The 15,997-nt window shown below is 62.0% G+C and carries 14 protein-coding genes; 7 read left to right on the top strand and 7 right to left on the bottom strand.

What is annotated here, in order from left to right:
* Positions 1–3: 3 nt before the first annotated feature.
* The 5 genes from ftsY to AC3WTO_RS11800 all read right to left on the bottom strand — a co-directional run bounded on the left by ftsY (position 4) and on the right by AC3WTO_RS11800 (position 4,992).
* The gene (gene ftsY, locus AC3WTO_RS11820) at positions 4–1,860 is read right to left on the bottom strand and encodes a signal recognition particle-docking protein FtsY (protein ID WP_492460934.1); all 1,857 of its coding nucleotides are present in this window, start codon (positions 1,858–1,860) and stop codon (positions 4–6) included.
* 14 nt (positions 1,861–1,874) lie between these two features.
* Positions 1,875–3,176: a tRNA (N(6)-L-threonylcarbamoyladenosine(37)-C(2))-methylthiotransferase MtaB gene (mtaB, locus tag AC3WTO_RS11815; RefSeq protein WP_492460933.1), complete on the bottom strand. Its 1,302-nt coding sequence runs from the start codon at positions 3,174–3,176 to the stop codon at positions 1,875–1,877.
* Positions 3,176–4,057: a diaminopimelate epimerase gene (dapF, locus tag AC3WTO_RS11810; RefSeq protein WP_492460932.1), complete on the bottom strand. Its 882-nt coding sequence runs from the start codon at positions 4,055–4,057 to the stop codon at positions 3,176–3,178. The genes mtaB and dapF overlap by 1 nt, the downstream gene beginning before the upstream one ends.
* An 83-nt stretch (positions 4,058–4,140) precedes the next feature.
* The gene (locus AC3WTO_RS11805) at positions 4,141–4,302 is read right to left on the bottom strand and encodes a DUF1328 domain-containing protein (RefSeq protein WP_492460931.1); all 162 of its coding nucleotides are present in this window, start codon (positions 4,300–4,302) and stop codon (positions 4,141–4,143) included.
* A gap of 111 nt (positions 4,303–4,413) precedes the next feature.
* Positions 4,414–4,992 (bottom strand): hypothetical protein, encoded by a 579-nt coding sequence (locus AC3WTO_RS11800; RefSeq protein ID WP_492460930.1) that lies wholly within the window; start codon positions 4,990–4,992, stop codon positions 4,414–4,416.
* A gap of 240 nt (positions 4,993–5,232) precedes the next feature.
* On the opposite strand from AC3WTO_RS11800, the gene AC3WTO_RS11795 reads away from it, so the two are divergent.
* On the top strand, positions 5,233–5,778 hold the full coding sequence (locus AC3WTO_RS11795; protein WP_492460929.1) for an AprI/Inh family metalloprotease inhibitor: 546 nt from the start codon (positions 5,233–5,235) through the stop codon (positions 5,776–5,778).
* 48 nt (positions 5,779–5,826) lie between these two features.
* Positions 5,827–6,993, top strand: a complete 1,167-nt coding sequence (gene zapE / locus AC3WTO_RS11790; RefSeq protein ID WP_492460928.1) for a cell division protein ZapE — start codon at positions 5,827–5,829, stop codon at positions 6,991–6,993.
* 111 nt (positions 6,994–7,104) lie between these two features.
* Here zapE and AC3WTO_RS11785 read toward each other — a convergent pair whose 3' ends face one another.
* Both AC3WTO_RS11785 and AC3WTO_RS11780 read right to left on the bottom strand, forming a co-directional pair.
* Positions 7,105–8,520 (bottom strand): phospholipase D-like domain-containing protein, encoded by a 1,416-nt coding sequence (locus AC3WTO_RS11785; protein ID WP_492460927.1) that lies wholly within the window; start codon positions 8,518–8,520, stop codon positions 7,105–7,107.
* Positions 8,521–8,610: 90 nt separating this feature from the next.
* Positions 8,611–9,039 carry a GNAT family N-acetyltransferase gene (locus AC3WTO_RS11780; protein ID WP_492460926.1) on the bottom strand — a complete coding sequence of 143 codons (429 nt, stop codon included), beginning with the start codon at positions 9,037–9,039 and terminating at the stop codon, positions 8,611–8,613.
* Positions 9,040–9,258: 219 nt separating this feature from the next.
* On the opposite strand from AC3WTO_RS11780, the gene mdh reads away from it, so the two are divergent.
* The 5 genes from mdh to AC3WTO_RS11755 all read left to right on the top strand — a co-directional run bounded on the left by mdh (position 9,259) and on the right by AC3WTO_RS11755 (position 15,996).
* Complete coding sequence (mdh, locus tag AC3WTO_RS11775) at positions 9,259–10,227, top strand: malate dehydrogenase (protein WP_492460925.1); 969 nt, start codon at positions 9,259–9,261, stop codon at positions 10,225–10,227.
* Positions 10,228–10,243: 16 nt separating this feature from the next.
* Positions 10,244–11,437 carry an ADP-forming succinate--CoA ligase subunit beta gene (gene sucC / locus AC3WTO_RS11770; protein WP_492460924.1) on the top strand — a complete coding sequence of 398 codons (1,194 nt, stop codon included), beginning with the start codon at positions 10,244–10,246 and terminating at the stop codon, positions 11,435–11,437.
* Between the two features lie 28 nt (positions 11,438–11,465).
* On the top strand, positions 11,466–11,963 hold the full coding sequence (locus AC3WTO_RS11765; RefSeq protein ID WP_492460923.1) for a DUF1579 family protein: 498 nt from the start codon (positions 11,466–11,468) through the stop codon (positions 11,961–11,963).
* Between the two features lie 11 nt (positions 11,964–11,974).
* On the top strand, positions 11,975–12,877 hold the full coding sequence (gene sucD, locus AC3WTO_RS11760; RefSeq protein WP_492460922.1) for a succinate--CoA ligase subunit alpha: 903 nt from the start codon (positions 11,975–11,977) through the stop codon (positions 12,875–12,877).
* 131 nt (positions 12,878–13,008) lie between these two features.
* Positions 13,009–15,996 (top strand): 2-oxoglutarate dehydrogenase E1 component, encoded by a 2,988-nt coding sequence (locus tag AC3WTO_RS11755; protein ID WP_492460921.1) that lies wholly within the window; start codon positions 13,009–13,011, stop codon positions 15,994–15,996.
* The last annotated feature ends 1 nt before the right edge of the window (position 15,997 follow it).

Here is a 15,997-nt window from a genome sequence, read left to right as displayed (position 1 = left end):
CATCTATCCAACGCCGGCGATCGCCTTGGCGAAATCGCTGGCGGAAAAGGGTTCAAGGTCGTCGACCTGTTCGCCGACACCGATAAAGTAGACCGGCAGCTTATGTTTGGCGGCGATGGCAACCAGGATACCGCCGCGTGCCGTACCGTCCAGCTTGGTCATCACCAGTCCGTTGACCCCGGCAATGTTGCGGAAGATCTCGACCTGGTTGAGCGCGTTCTGTCCGGTGGTCGCATCCACCGTCTGCAGAACCGTATGTGGGGCTTCCGGATCGAGCTTGCCCAGGACACGCACGATCTTTTCCAGCTCCGCCATCAGCTCGGCCTTGTTCTGCAGGCGCCCGGCCGTGTCGATGATCAGCACGTCGGAGCCGGCCTCCTTGGCCTTCTCAAAGGCGTCATAGGCGAGGCCGGCGGCATCGGCGCCGAGCTTGGTGGCGATGACCGGCGATTTGGTGCGTTCGCCCCAGATCTTGAGCTGTTCGATCGCAGCGGCGCGGAACGTGTCGCCGGCGGCGAGCATCACCGAGAGCCCGCCATCGGTGAGTTTGGCCGCGAGCTTGCCGATGGTGGTGGTCTTGCCGGTGCCGTTGACGCCGACGACCAGGATGACATGCGGCTTGTGCGACAGGTCGAGTTCCAGCGGCTTCGCCACCGGCCCCAGCACCTTTTCCACTTCCGCGGCCATCACCGCCCGCACTTCCGTGTCGGAGACATCCTTGCCGTAGCGGCTGGAGGCCAGGGAATCGGTGATCCGCAAGGCCGTCTCGACGCCGAGATCGGCGCGGATCAGCACGTCTTCCAGATCCTGCAATGTCTCTTCGTCGAGCTTGCGCTTGGTGAAGACGCCCGCAATGTTGCCGCTCAGCTCACGCGACGAACGAGCCAGTCCCTCGCGCATGCGCTGGAACCATGAGCGCTTGGCCACCGGTTCCGGCGCCTTTTCGGCCTCGGCCTTCTGCTCGACCTTCTTGCTGACGGTGACCTTGCCGGCCGTTGCGCGGGCAGCGGCCGATTCTGCGACAGGCGCGGGCGGCTCGACCGCACCAACCTCAGGCGCTTCCACGGGCACCAGGGCAGGAGCCTCGGGTGCCGGTGCGACCTCAGCCGTTTCCGCCGCGGCTTCGGGTTGTGCTTCCGGCACTGCCTCGACGACGATCTCGGGTTCGACCAGCGGCGCCGGCTCTTCCTTTGCTGCCGGCTCTTCCTCTAATGGTTGTGGCTCGGGCTGCTGTTCCAGCTCGGCTGGCGCAACCTCCGGCTCGCTGTCCAGGACGACCGACACCGGCTCGGCTGCATCCGCTTCCGGCTCGACCTCGATTTCGGCGACAGGCTCAGGCTCTGTCGGTTCGGCAACAACTGGATCAAGCTCGGCGATCTCTGCCTGCTCAACTTCGATCGGCTCGGCCGGAACCTCTTCAGGCTCTTCCGACGTCGGTTCGGGCACTTCCAGTGCGGGCTCGGGCTCTGGCTCTGGCTTGAATTCCGCCGCTGCTGCGTCTTCGACCGGCTCCGGAGCAGGTTCGGCAACCGCAGGTTCTTCGGTCCGAACGTCCGGCTCTTCCGGCTGGATGGGCGCTTCCGGTTCGGCGATAGCGTCTATCGGTTGTTCAACCGGCGCTTCGACGGGCGTCTCCGGCTCGACCTTTTCGGGCGCGCGCGCGACCAGCTCCGCGGCAGGCAGGACTTCGGCTGGCTCTTCTCGCTTCAGGAAATCGGGAACGACCTGCTCGGCGGCGGGCTTGAGTGCCTCCAGCGCATCGAAATTGAGCGGCGGCAGCGGGGCGGTCTCATCGACCTTCTCCTCCACCACTTCCTTCTTGCCGAAGGAAAAGACTTTCTTGATGAACCCGAATGCCATGCGTTCCGCTCGTTTCAGGCTGCGCGCGCGGTCAACGGCGCGGCTTCGAGCCGGGCGCCGTCATGGCCGGTCACCACCGCCTCGATGATTTCGCCGGGCTGGCCGGCCATGATTGCCGCCAGTGTGAAGCCCTCGGTACGGCCAAGACCTTCGCGTTCGATCAGGATCGACTGCCTGGTTCCGGCCAGCGATGCCAGATGCCTCGCATAGGCCACATCGCCTGCTGCGCGCAGGCGTGCCGCCCGGCTCTTGACCACATCCCGCCGCACCTGCGGCATGCGCGCGGCCGGCGTGCCCTCACGCGGGCTGAACGGGAAAACATGCAGATGGGTGAGGCCGCATTCCTCGACGATCGCGATCGAATTCTCGAACATTTCGTCGGTTTCGGTCGGAAAGCCGGCGATGATGTCGGCGCCGAAGACGATACCGGGCCGCAGCTTGCGCACATCCTCGCAGAATTGGATCGACTGGTCGCGCAGATGGCGTCGCTTCATGCGCTTCAGGATCATGTCGTCGCCCGACTGCAACGACAGATGCAGATGCGGCATCAGCCGGGTCTCGGTGGCGATCGCTTCAAGCAGATCGTCATCGGCTTCGATCGAATCGATCGACGACAGCCGCAGCCGCTTCACTTCCGGCACCTGGCGCAGAACGGTCTTCACCAGTTTGCCCAGGCGTGGCGCACCAGGCAAATCGGCGCCGAAACTGGTCATGTCGACACCGGAAAGCACGATCTCGGCATAACCGTTGCCGGCCAGCCGCTTGATCTGCTCGACCACGGCACCCATTGGCACCGAGCGGGAATTGCCGCGTCCGTAAGGGATGATGCAGAAAGTGCAGCGGTGATCGCAGCCATTCTGGACCTGCACGAAAGCACGCGCCCGCCCCTCGATGGCATCCACCATGTGCGAGGCCGTTTCCTTCACCGACATGATGTCGTTGACGCGGGCCTTCTCGAAATCGTTGACGCCGAAATCGGGCAAGGCGCGGTAGTTGTGCGCCTTCAGCTTCTCTTCATTGCCGAGCACGAGGTCGACCTCGTCCATGACCGAGAAATCCTGCGGCTTGGTCTGGGCGGCACAGCCGGTGACGATGATGCGTGCTTCCGGATTCTCGCGCCGCGCCTTTCGAATAGACTGCTTGGCCTGGCGCACGGCTTCGCCTGTCACGGCGCAGGTGTTGAAGATGATGGCACCGCCCTTCAAGGCACCAAGGCCAGCGCTCTCCGCTTCCCGGCGCATCACCTCGGATTCATAGGTGTTGAGCCGGCAACCGAAGGTGACGACCTCGATCCCCTTGGCAGGCGCTTCAGACATCAGGCGGCGCTCTCGGTGTCGCGCGTCCAGACGCCATTGGCCGGATCGAACGTGCCGGAGAATTCCCATGCGGCTGGCCCGGTCAGCATGACATTATCATCGTCACGCCATTCGACATGCAACTGACCGCCCGGCGCCGTGAGATTGACGCTGCGCCCGGTGCGCCTGGTGCGCGCACCAGCAACCGCGGCCGCGCAGGCGGCGGAGCCGCAGGCCTTGGTGAGACCGGCACCACGTTCCCATGTACGGATGACCATGCTGTCGGGCGAGGTCACCTGGGCAATGCTGATGTTGGCACGCTCCGGGAACATCGGATGGTTTTCCAGCATCGGGCCGAAGCGCTCAAGCTCATAGCTCCAGACGTCGTTGTCGACCCAGAAGATCGCATGCGGGTTGCCCATCGAGACGGCCGAAGGCGAATGCAATACCGGCGCATCGATCGGCCCGATCTGCAGCTCGATCATGCGGGTATCACGAAATTCCTCGGCCAGCGGGATTTCCTGCCATCCGAAACGCGGCTTGCCCATGTCGACCGAAATCAGTCCGTCGGCATGCTGCTTGGCGTTGAGGATGCCAGCGACAGTCTCGAAGGTGAACACCGTCTGACCCGTCTCGGCGGCCAGCGCCTGCACCACGCAGCGCATGCCGTTGCCGCAGGCCTGCGCCGACGATCCGTCCGAGTTCAGGATTTCCACGAAATAGGCGGTGCCGGGTGTCTTCGCGTCATAGATCGCCATGATCTGGTCGAAGCGCGTCGCGGGATCTGCGTTCAGGGCGATCGCCGCCGCTGCGGTAACCTTGTCGGCACGGCCTCGCATATCGGCAACGATGATCTCGTTGCCGATGCCGTTCATTTTGGCGAAGGGAGCCGCGCCAGCCATAACGTTCCTGAAATTCCACGTCTGTTTGGCGCTATATGGCGGAAACGGCCGGAAATTACCAGTCCGGCCGCGGAAAGGTCGCGTCAGGTGACGGCGAAGACGCCGAGCAGGATGAGCAGGAACAGGATCAGCACGATGGCGATGAGAATGCGCGCGCCTGTCGCGGCTGCGCCAGCCAATGCCGGCATGCCGAGCAGGCTCGCCGCGGCTGCGACGATAAGCAGGATGAGAATCCATTTGATCACTTCAGGTACCCTCGCAATCGATGAGCGTCCTGGGTCAACGCCGTGTCGGATGCTAGGTTCCGAGAAATTAAGATGGCGGCGCCATCGCTTGAAGTCTGCGAATAAGGATGATCACAAGGATTGAGATATCTCAAAGTCGGTTGATAATGTAACACTCTTTCTGGAATTGTCGTCCGTTAGGATGAGTTCGACACGATACCTTCCAGCTGGTAATTTTTCCTCATTCGGAGAAATACCAAGATTAATGAATATTTCACGATTTTTGGCGCGAGTGGCCGCATTGACCTGGCTAACGGTTTTGGAGCTGCCAATCTTCTTGCCGGAGCTCGAATAGAGCGCAGAGTCAACAGACAATGCAATGGTGTTGTTACCGAGCCCGTCAGAGCCGTAGGAAAAACCCACTGGCTCCATGTAAAGCATTATTTTTTCGTCAGGTTTGTAAACGTGGTCGGGGCGCTCCGCGTAAATGCCGAACCCTCCTGCCGAGCGCACATGCTTTAGATTTACGACCGTAAGCGGGATCGCCTGCCAGAAGGCGTCCTCAGCCGCGCGAAACTTTGCCAGAGCTTCTTCAGGGGCTCCCGACTTTGCCAATTTCTCCGCTTCAGCAGCGTTTTCAGAAATAGGTCCTGCATGAGTCGGATTCAAAAACAGCCCGGAAACCAACAGACACGCCAACAACTGTCTCATCGAAGCTGTCCTGCATATTCTCGCTGTTTGCGAATGTAGCGAGTTAAACCAATCGATAAGGAATGGTCGAGTTGCCTTCAAACCCCTGCCGTTCTTGGTTGGACACTGCGATAAAAATGCAACAGATGGCAGCGCAAACCCTATTTTAACCATATCGGGTTGAAATTCTGCCGCCTTCGCCGTTTTGGTGGAAGGCGCATTTTCTTTGGACGGCGCCCGTTTCGGGCCGCGGAGGTTGCCATGATCCTTTCGAGATCCGGTCTTGTTGCCGTATCGCTTGCCGCACTTGTTGCCAGCGGCTGTACCAGCACGCGCTTTGGCTCGGAGGACTCGCAGCCCGCTCCGCTCGAGCCACAGCCTTCCGGCACCGTCTCGTCGAGCCAGCTGCCGCCGCCGGCCGCTCCGGCGCCGACCGACGCGTCCAAATTCCCGACAGCACCGGGCGCCGGCACTCAGGTGGCCTCCTTGCCGGCAGGTGGTGGCGCAACCCCTCCCCCGAACGCGCCCGACCTCACCGCTTCGGCGATCGCCGGCGTCTGGAGTGCTTCGGTCGCTGGCCAGAGCTGCAAGGTGGCGACGCCGCAGACCAAGTTTGGCCAGGGTTATCGCGCCGGACCGCTGCGTTGCCCGCCGCCGATCGACAACGTCAAGTCGTGGAATGTCGCCGGCAAGCAGCTGACCCTCTACGATCAGGACGGCGGCACGCTGGCCCGGCTCTATTCCTCGAGCGCGACCAAGTTCGACGGCCAGACCTCCAACGGCCAGCCGATCTCGCTTTCCAGATAAGACCCGCCGGGACAGGAAGCTCCTGTCCCCATCCGGTGACCAGACATTATGCATGTGCGTGACGGCCTCCAGACCCACGTAACCGTCAGGCAGCGTTACGATCATCTGGTCGAAACCCGTGCGGTGACGCGTGATCCCGCGCAGGAGCGCATCGTGGGGCGGCTCGACCGCCTCATCGACGAGATCGCGGACAAGCGGCTGGCCCAGAAATCCAGTGCGCTGGGTTGGCTTTTCGCCAGGCGCCCGCGCACGCAGGCAACCGTCAAGGGCCTCTATCTCTACGGCGGAGTCGGCCGCGGCAAGACCATGCTGATGGACATCTTCTTCGAGCTTGTGCCGGTCAGGCGCAAACGGCGTGTCCATTTCAACGACTTCATGGCCGATGTGCAGGATCGTATCCAGAAGCACCGGCAGGCGCGCAAGGAAGGCACCGTCAAGGAAGACGATCCCATTCCGCCTGTCGCCAAGGCGCTGGCCGAGGAATCCTGGGTTCTGTGCTTCGACGAATTCACCGTCACCGATATTGCCGACGCGATGATTCTGTCGCGGCTGTTTTCCGCGCTCTTTACCAACGGCATCGTGCTGATTGCCACGTCCAACGTCGCGCCGCGCGACCTTTACCGTGATGGCCTCAACCGCCAGCTCTTCCTGCCGTTTGTCACGGTTCTGGAGCAGCACGCCGATGTGGTAACGCTGGACACCGATACCGACTACCGGCTGGAGAAACTCAACCGCTTGCCGGTCTATATGAGCCCGCTGGGTGAAGAGACCGACCGCAGGATGGACGAAGCCTGGCACGCCGTCACCCGCGGCCATGTCGCGGCGGTCGTCGAGATCCCGCTCAAGGGGCGTCATGTCACGGTTCCCCGTGCCGTCGGCGCCAGCGCGCGCTTCTCCTTCGCCGATCTTTGCGACGCGCCGCTCGGCGCACGCGACTATCTGGCAATCGCCCAGCGTTTCGACACCATCTTCATCGACCATATCCCGGTGCTCGACCAGACGCGCCGCAATCCGGCCAAGCGCTTCATCCTGCTGGTGGATACACTCTACGACACCAGGAAGCGCGTCGTCGTGAGCGCCGAAGCGACGGCGGACAAGCTCTATGCCGGTCGCGCCGGCACGACGGAGGCATTCGAATTCGACCGCACCGTCTCCCGCCTCATCGAAATGCAGAGCAGGGACTGGCTGAAGGATTGGGAAGAACGGCACCCTTAGAGCGTTTCCGTTTTTCACGGAAACGCGGAAACACCGTGAGTTTTGTTTTCGCTACTCGCATAGCCGGCTTCAGTCGCGACGTGTCAGCTCGGTAACATCCTCCGGCTCACTCTAGAGAATCGGCCCGACGATCGCGAAAGCGTTCAGCCAGATGCGTCGCGGGATCGACCACGCTTTTACTGCAGCAGGATCGACAGGTGTCGAACTCGCCAGATAGACCATCTGTCGTTCGCGGATTTTGCCTGTCAACGTCTTGTCGGTGAACAGCACGTCGTTCTCGAAATTCAGATCGAAACTTCGGATATCCATGTTGGACGAACCAAGGAAGCTGGTCTTGCCGTCGATCGTCAGTGTCTTGGAGTGCAGCAGCCCGCCATTGTACTCCGCGATCTTCACGCCGGCGGCGACGAGGCGCGGATAGTAGGATCTGCTGGCGTTTGAAACGAAGCCGGAATCATTGCGGTGAGGGAGAACCAGCGTCACGCTCACGCCCGATTGCGCGGCACTCGTCAGCGCTTCGCAGACCGTTTCTCCCGGCACGAAGTAGGGCGTGGTGATGATGAGTTCGGCGCGGGCTTCATAGATGAGCCGTGAAAACAGCTGTGCGGTGACCCCGTGTCTGACATTCGGTCCGGTACCGACCGCCTGGGCGACAAAGCCGTCCGGCAAGGGTTCGATGGCGGTGTTGAAACTGGACAGATCATCCAGGTGATAGCCGAGCCAATTTTGCGCAAAGAGCAGGTGCATCTGGCGCACGAGCGGCCCCTCGAAACGCACCATGATATCCACCCATGGCGCAAATCTGGGTTTCACGCGAAATTCGGCATCGGCGCTGTTCTGGCTTCCGCAATGCAGGATCCTGTCGTCGATAACGGTGATCTTGCGGTGATTGCGCAGATCCAGCCGGCGCTGGAACATGGTTGTGACGGGATTGCCGAGCGGCAGCGTCACCGCGGTTTGGACGCCTGCTGCCCGCAGCCTGGCCCATGTTTCGCTCTTGATGAAGGCGCGCGAACCAAGCGCATCGACCATGGCCTTGCAGCGCACTCCGCGCTTTGCTGCACGGATCAGCGCATCGGCAACGGCACGTCCGGTGCCGTCGTCGAGCCAGATGTAATAAAGGACGCTGATGCTCGCCCGGGCACTGTCGAAATCCTCGATCATGCGTGCCCTGGCCCCGGCTGGACTGTCCAGGAGTTCGCCCCGATTGCCTTCGCTTGCGCCGAACCCGTTGATCGAGGAGGCAAAGCCGCTGGCAACGCCGAAACGATCGAGATCCGGGCGCTCTCCGCTGGCAATCACCAATGGCCTGGTCGCTGCTTCGGCGGCAGCGTGGGCGGCACGCGCCTGTCCGCGAAAACTGACCTCGCCGAAAAAGAAATAGAGCAGAAGGCCAAGGACCGGCATGATCAGCAGCACCAGGATCCATGCCACGCGCGTCGTCGGCAGCATGTCGGTGCGTGCGAGCACCCGCAGTGTCACGCCCGCGAAGACCACAAGATGCAATGTCGTGAGCAGCATCGCCATGATGCATTCATGGCAGGAAGTGCGGGGGCCTGCCAATGGGCTGACAGGAGCAGAACGGGCCGGGAGCCGACAAACCGGGAGGTCGGCCGGCTAGAGCTTGTAGCTATACATCACGAAGCCTTCTGCCGGATCGGCGCTTTCCGGCAGCTTCTCGTAGAGCACACGCGCGGCGATATTGTCCGGTTCGGTCCCAACCCAGGCCTCTTCGCACCCGAGTTCGCGGCCAACCGCGAACATGGCTGCAAGCATCCCGCGGGCAATACCCTGGCGCTGAAACGCAGGAGAAACGCCGACTTCGTCAATATAGAGCTCGGTCGCTTTGTCTGGATGGCGATGGACCACCGCCGCGCATTGTCCGACGACGATCCCGTTCGACAGCGCGACGATCATCAGATGGTCCGGCGCGGCCAGATAGGCACCGAGCCGGGCCGGATCGACCGGCTCGTCGAACACCTCCTCGGCAACACGGCCAAGCACGGCGTCATCACCCGGCAACAATCTTCTGATCTCTATGGTCATGGCGTCTGAAGTTCCTCTATAAGTGACTTCAAATTTTGACGTTTACGTAAGACCAAAACAATCTAACCGATTGAAATATTTAGCCTCAAAATAATCGTTTGAATTTTTTCCACAACGGGACTATTGGGTGCGGCGAAATCTCGCGGGTTTCCCGATCCTACCGGCCTCTCCTCCGACGCCGCAATGGCGCCGTCTTTAGACAAGGGAATTGATCCTCACATGGCACGCAACAAGATAGCGCTCATCGGCTCCGGCATGATTGGCGGCACGCTCGCTCACATGATCGGCCTGAAGGAACTTGGCGATGTCGTCCTGTTCGACATCGCGGAAGGCATCCCTCAGGGCAAGGGGCTGGATATCGCGGAATCCTCGCCGGTGGACGGCTTCGACACCCGCTATGTCGGCGTCAACGACTATGCCGGCATCGAAGGCGCCGACGTGTGCATCGTCACCGCCGGCGTGCCGCGCAAGCCTGGCATGAGCCGTGACGACCTGCTCGGCATCAACCTCAAGGTCATGGAACAGGTTGGCGCCGGCATCAAGAAATACGCCCCGAACGCCTTCGTGATCTGCATCACCAACCCGCTCGACGCCATGGTCTGGGCTCTGCAGAAGTTCTCCGGCCTGCCGAAGAGCCATGTGGTCGGCATGGCCGGCGTGCTCGACTCGGCCCGCTTCCGTTACTTCCTGGCTGAGGAATTCAAGGTTTCGGTCGAAGACGTCAGCGCCATGACGCTGGGCGGCCACGGCGACGACATGGTGCCGATGACCCGCTACTCCACCGTCGCCGGCATTCCGCTGCCGGATCTTGTCAAGATGGGCTGGACCAGCCAGGAGAAACTCGACGCCATCGTCGAGCGCACCCGCAAGGGTGGCGGCGAGATCGTCGGCCTGCTCAAGACCGGCTCGGCCTACTATGCCCCGGCTGCCTCGGCGGTCGCCATGGCCGAGAGCTACCTCAAGGACAAGAAGCGCGTGCTGCCTTGCGCCGCCCACCTCAATGGCCAGTACGGCCTCAAGGACACCTATGTCGGCGTGCCGGTGGTGATCGGTGCCGGTGGCGTCGAGCGCATCATCGAACTCGACTTCAACAAGACCGAAGAGAAGATGTTCGAGAAGTCGGTCGAGGCCGTGAAGGGCCTCTGCGAGGCCTGCGTGGCGATCGCACCGCAACTCGGCCAAAAGTAAACGGGGACCGTTCCAGATGAACATCCACGAATATCAGGCAAAGCAGGTTCTCAAGGGTTTCGGCGCTCCGGTCGCAGAAGGCGTGCCGGTGTTTCAGGCCGGTGACGCGGAAGCAGCCGCCAAGCGCCTGCCCGGACCACTCTATGTCGTGAAAAGCCAGATCCACGCTGGCGGCCGCGGCAAGGGCAAGTTCAAGGAACTGTCCGCCGATGCCAAGGGCGGCGTGCGGCTGGCCAAGTCGATCGCCGAAGTGGTCTCCAACGTCAACGAGATGCTTGGCCACACGCTGGTGACCAAGCAGACCGGTCCTGCCGGCAAACAGGTCAACCGCCTCTATATCGAAGACGGCGCCGACATCGACCGCGAACTCTATCTCTCGATCCTTGTCGATCGTACCGTCGGCCGCGTTGCCTTCGTCGTTTCGACCGAAGGCGGCATGGACATCGAGACCGTCGCGCATGACACGCCGGAGAAGATCGTCACACTGGCGATCGACCCGGCCAAGGGCGTCACCGACGACGACGTCGCCAAGCTGAATGAAGCACTGAAGCTTTCCGGCGACGCGGCCAAGGACGGCGAAACGCTGTTCCCGCTGCTCTACAAGGCCTTCACCGAGAAGGACATGAGCCTGCTCGAGGTCAACCCGCTCATCGTCATGAAGAATGGCCGCCTGCGCGTGCTCGACGCCAAGGTGTCTTTCGACAACAACGCACTGTTCCGCCATGCCGACATGATGGAACTGCGTGACGAGACCGAAGAGGACGAGAAGGAAATCGAGGCGTCGAAATACGACCTCGCTTATGTCGCGCTCGACGGCAACATCGGCTGCATGGTCAATGGCGCCGGCCTTGCCATGGCGACCATGGACATCATCAAGCTCTATGGCGCCGAGCCTGCAAACTTCCTCGACGTCGGTGGCGGCGCTTCCAAGGAAAAAGTGACGGCCGCTTTCAAGATCATCACCAAGGATCCGGCGGTCGAGGGCATCCTCGTCAACATCTTCGGTGGCATCATGAAATGCGATGTCATCGCCGAGGGCGTTGTCGCGGCCGTCAAGGAAGTCGGCCTGAAAGTGCCGCTGGTCGTGCGCCTCGAAGGCACCAATGTCGAGCTTGGCAAGAAGATCATCCGCGAGAGCGGCCTGAACGTCACGCCGGCCGACGATCTCGACGACGCCGCCAAGAAGATCGTGGCGGCGGTCAAGGGCTGAATGGCATCAGGCTGAAACGGCTTTGATCATGAGCACGGCATCTTCACCCGCTCTGTCACCCGACCACCAGCGCCTGCAGGTGCTGGTGGGCGCGTGGCATGGCGAGGAGGAGATCTCGGCCACGCAATGGGCGCCGGCCGGCAAGGCCAGTGCCGAGATCGTGGCGGAAGCCGAGTTCGACGGCTTGTTCGTGGTGCAGCATTATCGCCAGAGCCGCGACGGCAAGGCGTCCTTCGCTTCGCACAACGTCTTTGGTTTCGACCAGCCGAACAGCGCCTGCACCATGCATCAGTTCGACACCATGGGTTTTGTGCCGGCAACGCCGGCTTCCGGCGCCTGGAGCGGCACCGAACTGGCCCTGGTGAAGACCTCGCCGCGCGGTGCCGCACGCATGACCTACAATTTCGATACCGCCGACAGCTACCGCATGCGCCTCGAGTTCAAGGCGGCCGGCAGCGACGTCTGGCAAGACATGGTGAGCGGCGTCTACCGGCGCGTTTCACCTTCCTCCATCACCCTCTCGTAAAAAGGTTGGGCATGTCCATTCTCGTCGACAAGAACACCAAAATCCTGGTTCAGGGCCTGACCGGCAAGACCGGCACCTTCCACACCGAACAGGCGCTGGCCTATTACGGCACGCAGATGGTGGGCGGCATCCACCCGAAGAAGGGTGGGGAGACCTGGACCGGCGCCAAGGGCGAAACCCTGCCGATCTTCGCCTCGGTGGCTGAGGGCAAGGAGCGGACCGGTGCAACCGCCTCGGTCGTCTATGTGCCGCCGGCAGGCGCGGCCGAAGCAATCATCGAGGCAATCGATGCCGAGGTCCCTTTCATCGTCTGCATCACCGAAGGCATCCCGGTGCTGGACATGGTGCGGGTCAAGGCACGGCTGGAAAACTCCAAGTCGCGGCTTCTTGGCCCCAACTGCCCGGGCGTCCTGACGCCGGAGCAGTGCAAGATCGGCATCATGCCGGGCAACATCTTCAAGAAGGGTTCGGTGGGCGTTGTTTCGCGCTCGGGAACGCTTACCTATGAAGCTGTGTTCCAGACCTCCAATGTTGGCCTCGGCCAGACCACTGCCGTCGGTATCGGCGGCGATCCCGTCAAGGGCACCGAATTCATCGACGTGCTGGAGATGTTCCTGGCCGACGACGAGACCAAGTCGATCATCATGATCGGCGAGATCGGCGGTTCTGCCGAAGAAGACGCCGCACAGTTCCTGAAGGACGAAGCCAAGCGTGGCCGCAGGAAGCCGATGGCCGGTTTCATTGCCGGCCGCACAGCTCCGGCCGGCCGCACCATGGGTCACGCCGGCGCGGTGATCTCGGGCGGCAAGGGTGGCGCGGAAGACAAGATCGCAGCGATGGAATCGGCAGGCATCCGCGTGTCGCCGTCACCGGCTCGTCTCGGCACGACGCTGGTCGAGGCGATCAAGGGTTAAGGCAGTAGGCAATGGGCATTAGGCAGTAGAGAGAAGCGTGGACTCACATAGAAAAACGGGTCCGACTACTCCCTGTTGCCTACTGCCTACAGCCTCTTGAAAGGAGACGGAGCAAAGCTCCGATAAGGCAGATGGCACGACAAGATCAGGCCAACGACCAATTTTCCCTCACCTCGTTCCTCTATGGTGGCAACGCGGACTACATCGACGCGCTGTACGCCGCCTATGAGGACAATCCGGCATCGGTCGATCCGGAATGGCAGGATTTCTTCGCGGCGCTCAAGGATGACGCCGCCGATGTGAAGAAGAACGCCAAGGGCGCTTCCTGGGCGCGTCCTTCCTGGCCGCTGGTCGCCAATGGTGAACTGGTTTCGGCGCTCGACGGCAATTGGGGCTTGGTCGAAAAGACCATCGAGAAGAAGGTCAAGGAAAAGGCCGCCACCAATGGCGTTGCCATCTCCGAGGCCGATGTCCATCAACAGACCCGCGATTCCGTGCGCGCCATCATGATGATCCGCGCCTTCCGCATGCGCGGTCACCTGCACGCCAAGCTCGATCCGCTCAACATCGCCAACCCGCTCGAGGACTATAACGAGCTGTCACCGGCCAACTATGGCTTCACCGAAGCCGATTACGACCGGCCGATCTTCCTCGACAATGTGCTGGGCCTCGAATTCGGCACCATCCGGCAGATGCTGGAGATCCTGACGCGCACCTATTGCTCGACGCTGGGTGTGGAGTTCATGCACATCTCCGATCCTGAGGAAAAGGCTTGGATCCAGGCCCGCATCGAAGGTGCCGACAAGGAAATCTCCTTCACCGCCGAAGGCAAGAAGGCGATCCTGCAGAAGCTGATCGAGGCCGAAGGCTTCGAGCAGTTCCTCGACGTCAGATACAAGGGCACCAAGCGTTTCGGCCTCGATGGCGGTGAATCGCTGATCCCGGCGCTGGAGCAGATCCTCAAGCGCGGCGGCCAGCTCGGCCTCAAGGAAGTCGTGCTCGGCATGGCCCATCGCGGTCGCCTCAACGTGCTCTCGCAGGTGATGGCAAAGCCGCATCGCGCCATCTTTCACGAATTCAAGGGCGGCTCCTACGCTCCCGACGACGTCGAGGGTTCGGGTGACGTGAAGTATCACCTCGGCGCCTCGTCGGACCGCGAGTTCGACGGCAACAAGGTGCACCTGTCGCTGACCGCCAACCCTTCACACCTGGAAATCGTCGACCCGGTGGTGATGGGCAAGGCCCGCGCCAAGCAGGACCAATTGGCTGGCCGCGAACGCGGCGAGATCGTGCCGCTGGCCGAACGCGCCAAGGTCATGCCGCTGCTGCTGCATGGTGACGCTGCCTTTGCCGGCCAGGGCGTGATCGCCGAAATCCTCGGTCTTTCCGGCCTGCGCGGCCATCGCGTCGCCGGCACGCTGCATTTCATCATCAACAACCAGATCGGCTTCACCACGAACCCGCGCTTCTCGCGCTCCTCGCCCTATCCGTCCGATGTGGCGAAGATGATCGAGGCACCGATCTTCCACGTCAACGGCGACGATCCGGAAGCCGTGGTGTTCGCCGCCAAGGTGGCGACCGAATTCCGCATGAAGTTCCACAAGCCGGTGGTTGTGGACATGTTCTGCTATCGCCGCTTCGGCCACAATGAAGGCGACGAGCCGGCTTTCACCCAGCCGATCATGTACCGCAAGATCCGCACGCAGAAGACCGCCGTGCAGCTTTATGCCGACCGCCTCATCGCCGAAGGTCACCTTGCCCAGGCCGACTTCGACAAGATGAAGGCGGACTGGCGCGCGCATCTGGAAAGCGAATGGGAAGTCGGCCAGGCCTACAAGCCGAACAAGGCCGACTGGCTCGACGGCGCCTGGTCCGGACTGCGCTCGGCCGACCAGCAGGACGAACTGCGCCGCGGCAAGACCGCAGTGCCAGTCAAGACGCTGAAGGAAATCGGCAAGAAGCTGACGGAGGTGCCGAAGGATTTCGAGGCGCACAAGACCATTGCGCGTTTCCTCGAAAACCGTCGCCAGGCCATCGAAACCGGCGAAGGCATCGACTGGTCGACTGCCGAGGCGCTCGCCTTCGGCGCGATCCTGCTCGACGGCAATCCGATCCGCCTGTCCGGCCAGGATTCGGAGCGCGGCACCTTCTCGCAGCGCCACTCCGTGCTCTACGATCAGCGCGACGAGACCCGCTACATCCCGTTGAACAACCTGTCGCCAGCGCAGGCCGGCTACGAGGTCATCAACTCGATGCTGTCGGAAGAGGCCGTGCTCGGTTTCGAATATGGCTACTCGCTGGCCGACCCCAAGGCGCTGACCTTGTGGGAAGCGCAGTTCGGCGACTTCGCCAACGGCGCGCAGGTCGTGTTCGACCAGTTCATCTCGTCGGGCGAACGCAAGTGGCTGCGCATGTCAGGCCTCGTCTGCCTGCTGCCGCACGGCTATGAAGGCCAGGGCCCGGAACACTCGTCGGCACGCCTCGAGCGCTTCCTGCAGCTTTGCGCCGAAGACAACATGCAAGTCGCCAACTGCACGACGCCGGCCAACTACTTCCACATCCTGCGCCGGCAGCTGAAGCGCGACTTCCGCAAGCCGCTGATCCTGATGACGCCGAAGTCGCTGCTGCGCCACAAGCGCGCGGTGTCGACCATCGCCGAACTGTCGGGCGAAAGCTCGTTCCACCGTTTGTTGTGGGACGATGCCCAGTTGCTCCAGAACCAGGCGATCAAGCTGGTCAAGGATTCGAAGATCCGCCGCGTCGTTCTGTGCACCGGCAAGGTCTATTACGACCTCTACGAAGAACGCGAGAAGCGCGGCATCGACGACATCTACCTGCTGCGTGTCGAGCAGCTCTATCCGTTCCCGGCCAAGGCGCTGATCACCGAGCTGTCCCGTTTCCGCAATGCGGAGATGGTCTGGTGTCAGGAAGAGCCCAAGAACATGGGCGCCTGGTCGTTCATCGACCCGTATCTGGAATGGGTGCTCGCCCACATCGATGCCAAGCACCAGCGCGTGCGCTACACCGGCCGTCCGGCTGCCGCTTCGCCGGCCACCGGCCTGATGTCGAAGCATCTGGCGCAGTTGGCTGCCCTTCTCGAAGACGCGCTCGGCGGTTAAG

It is taken from the genome of Mesorhizobium sp. EU05-FHT14A09 (genome assembly GCF_058790995.1).
The sequence above is the reverse complement of the archived record's forward strand: the minus strand, read 5'-3'. Positions and strand labels throughout refer to the sequence as shown.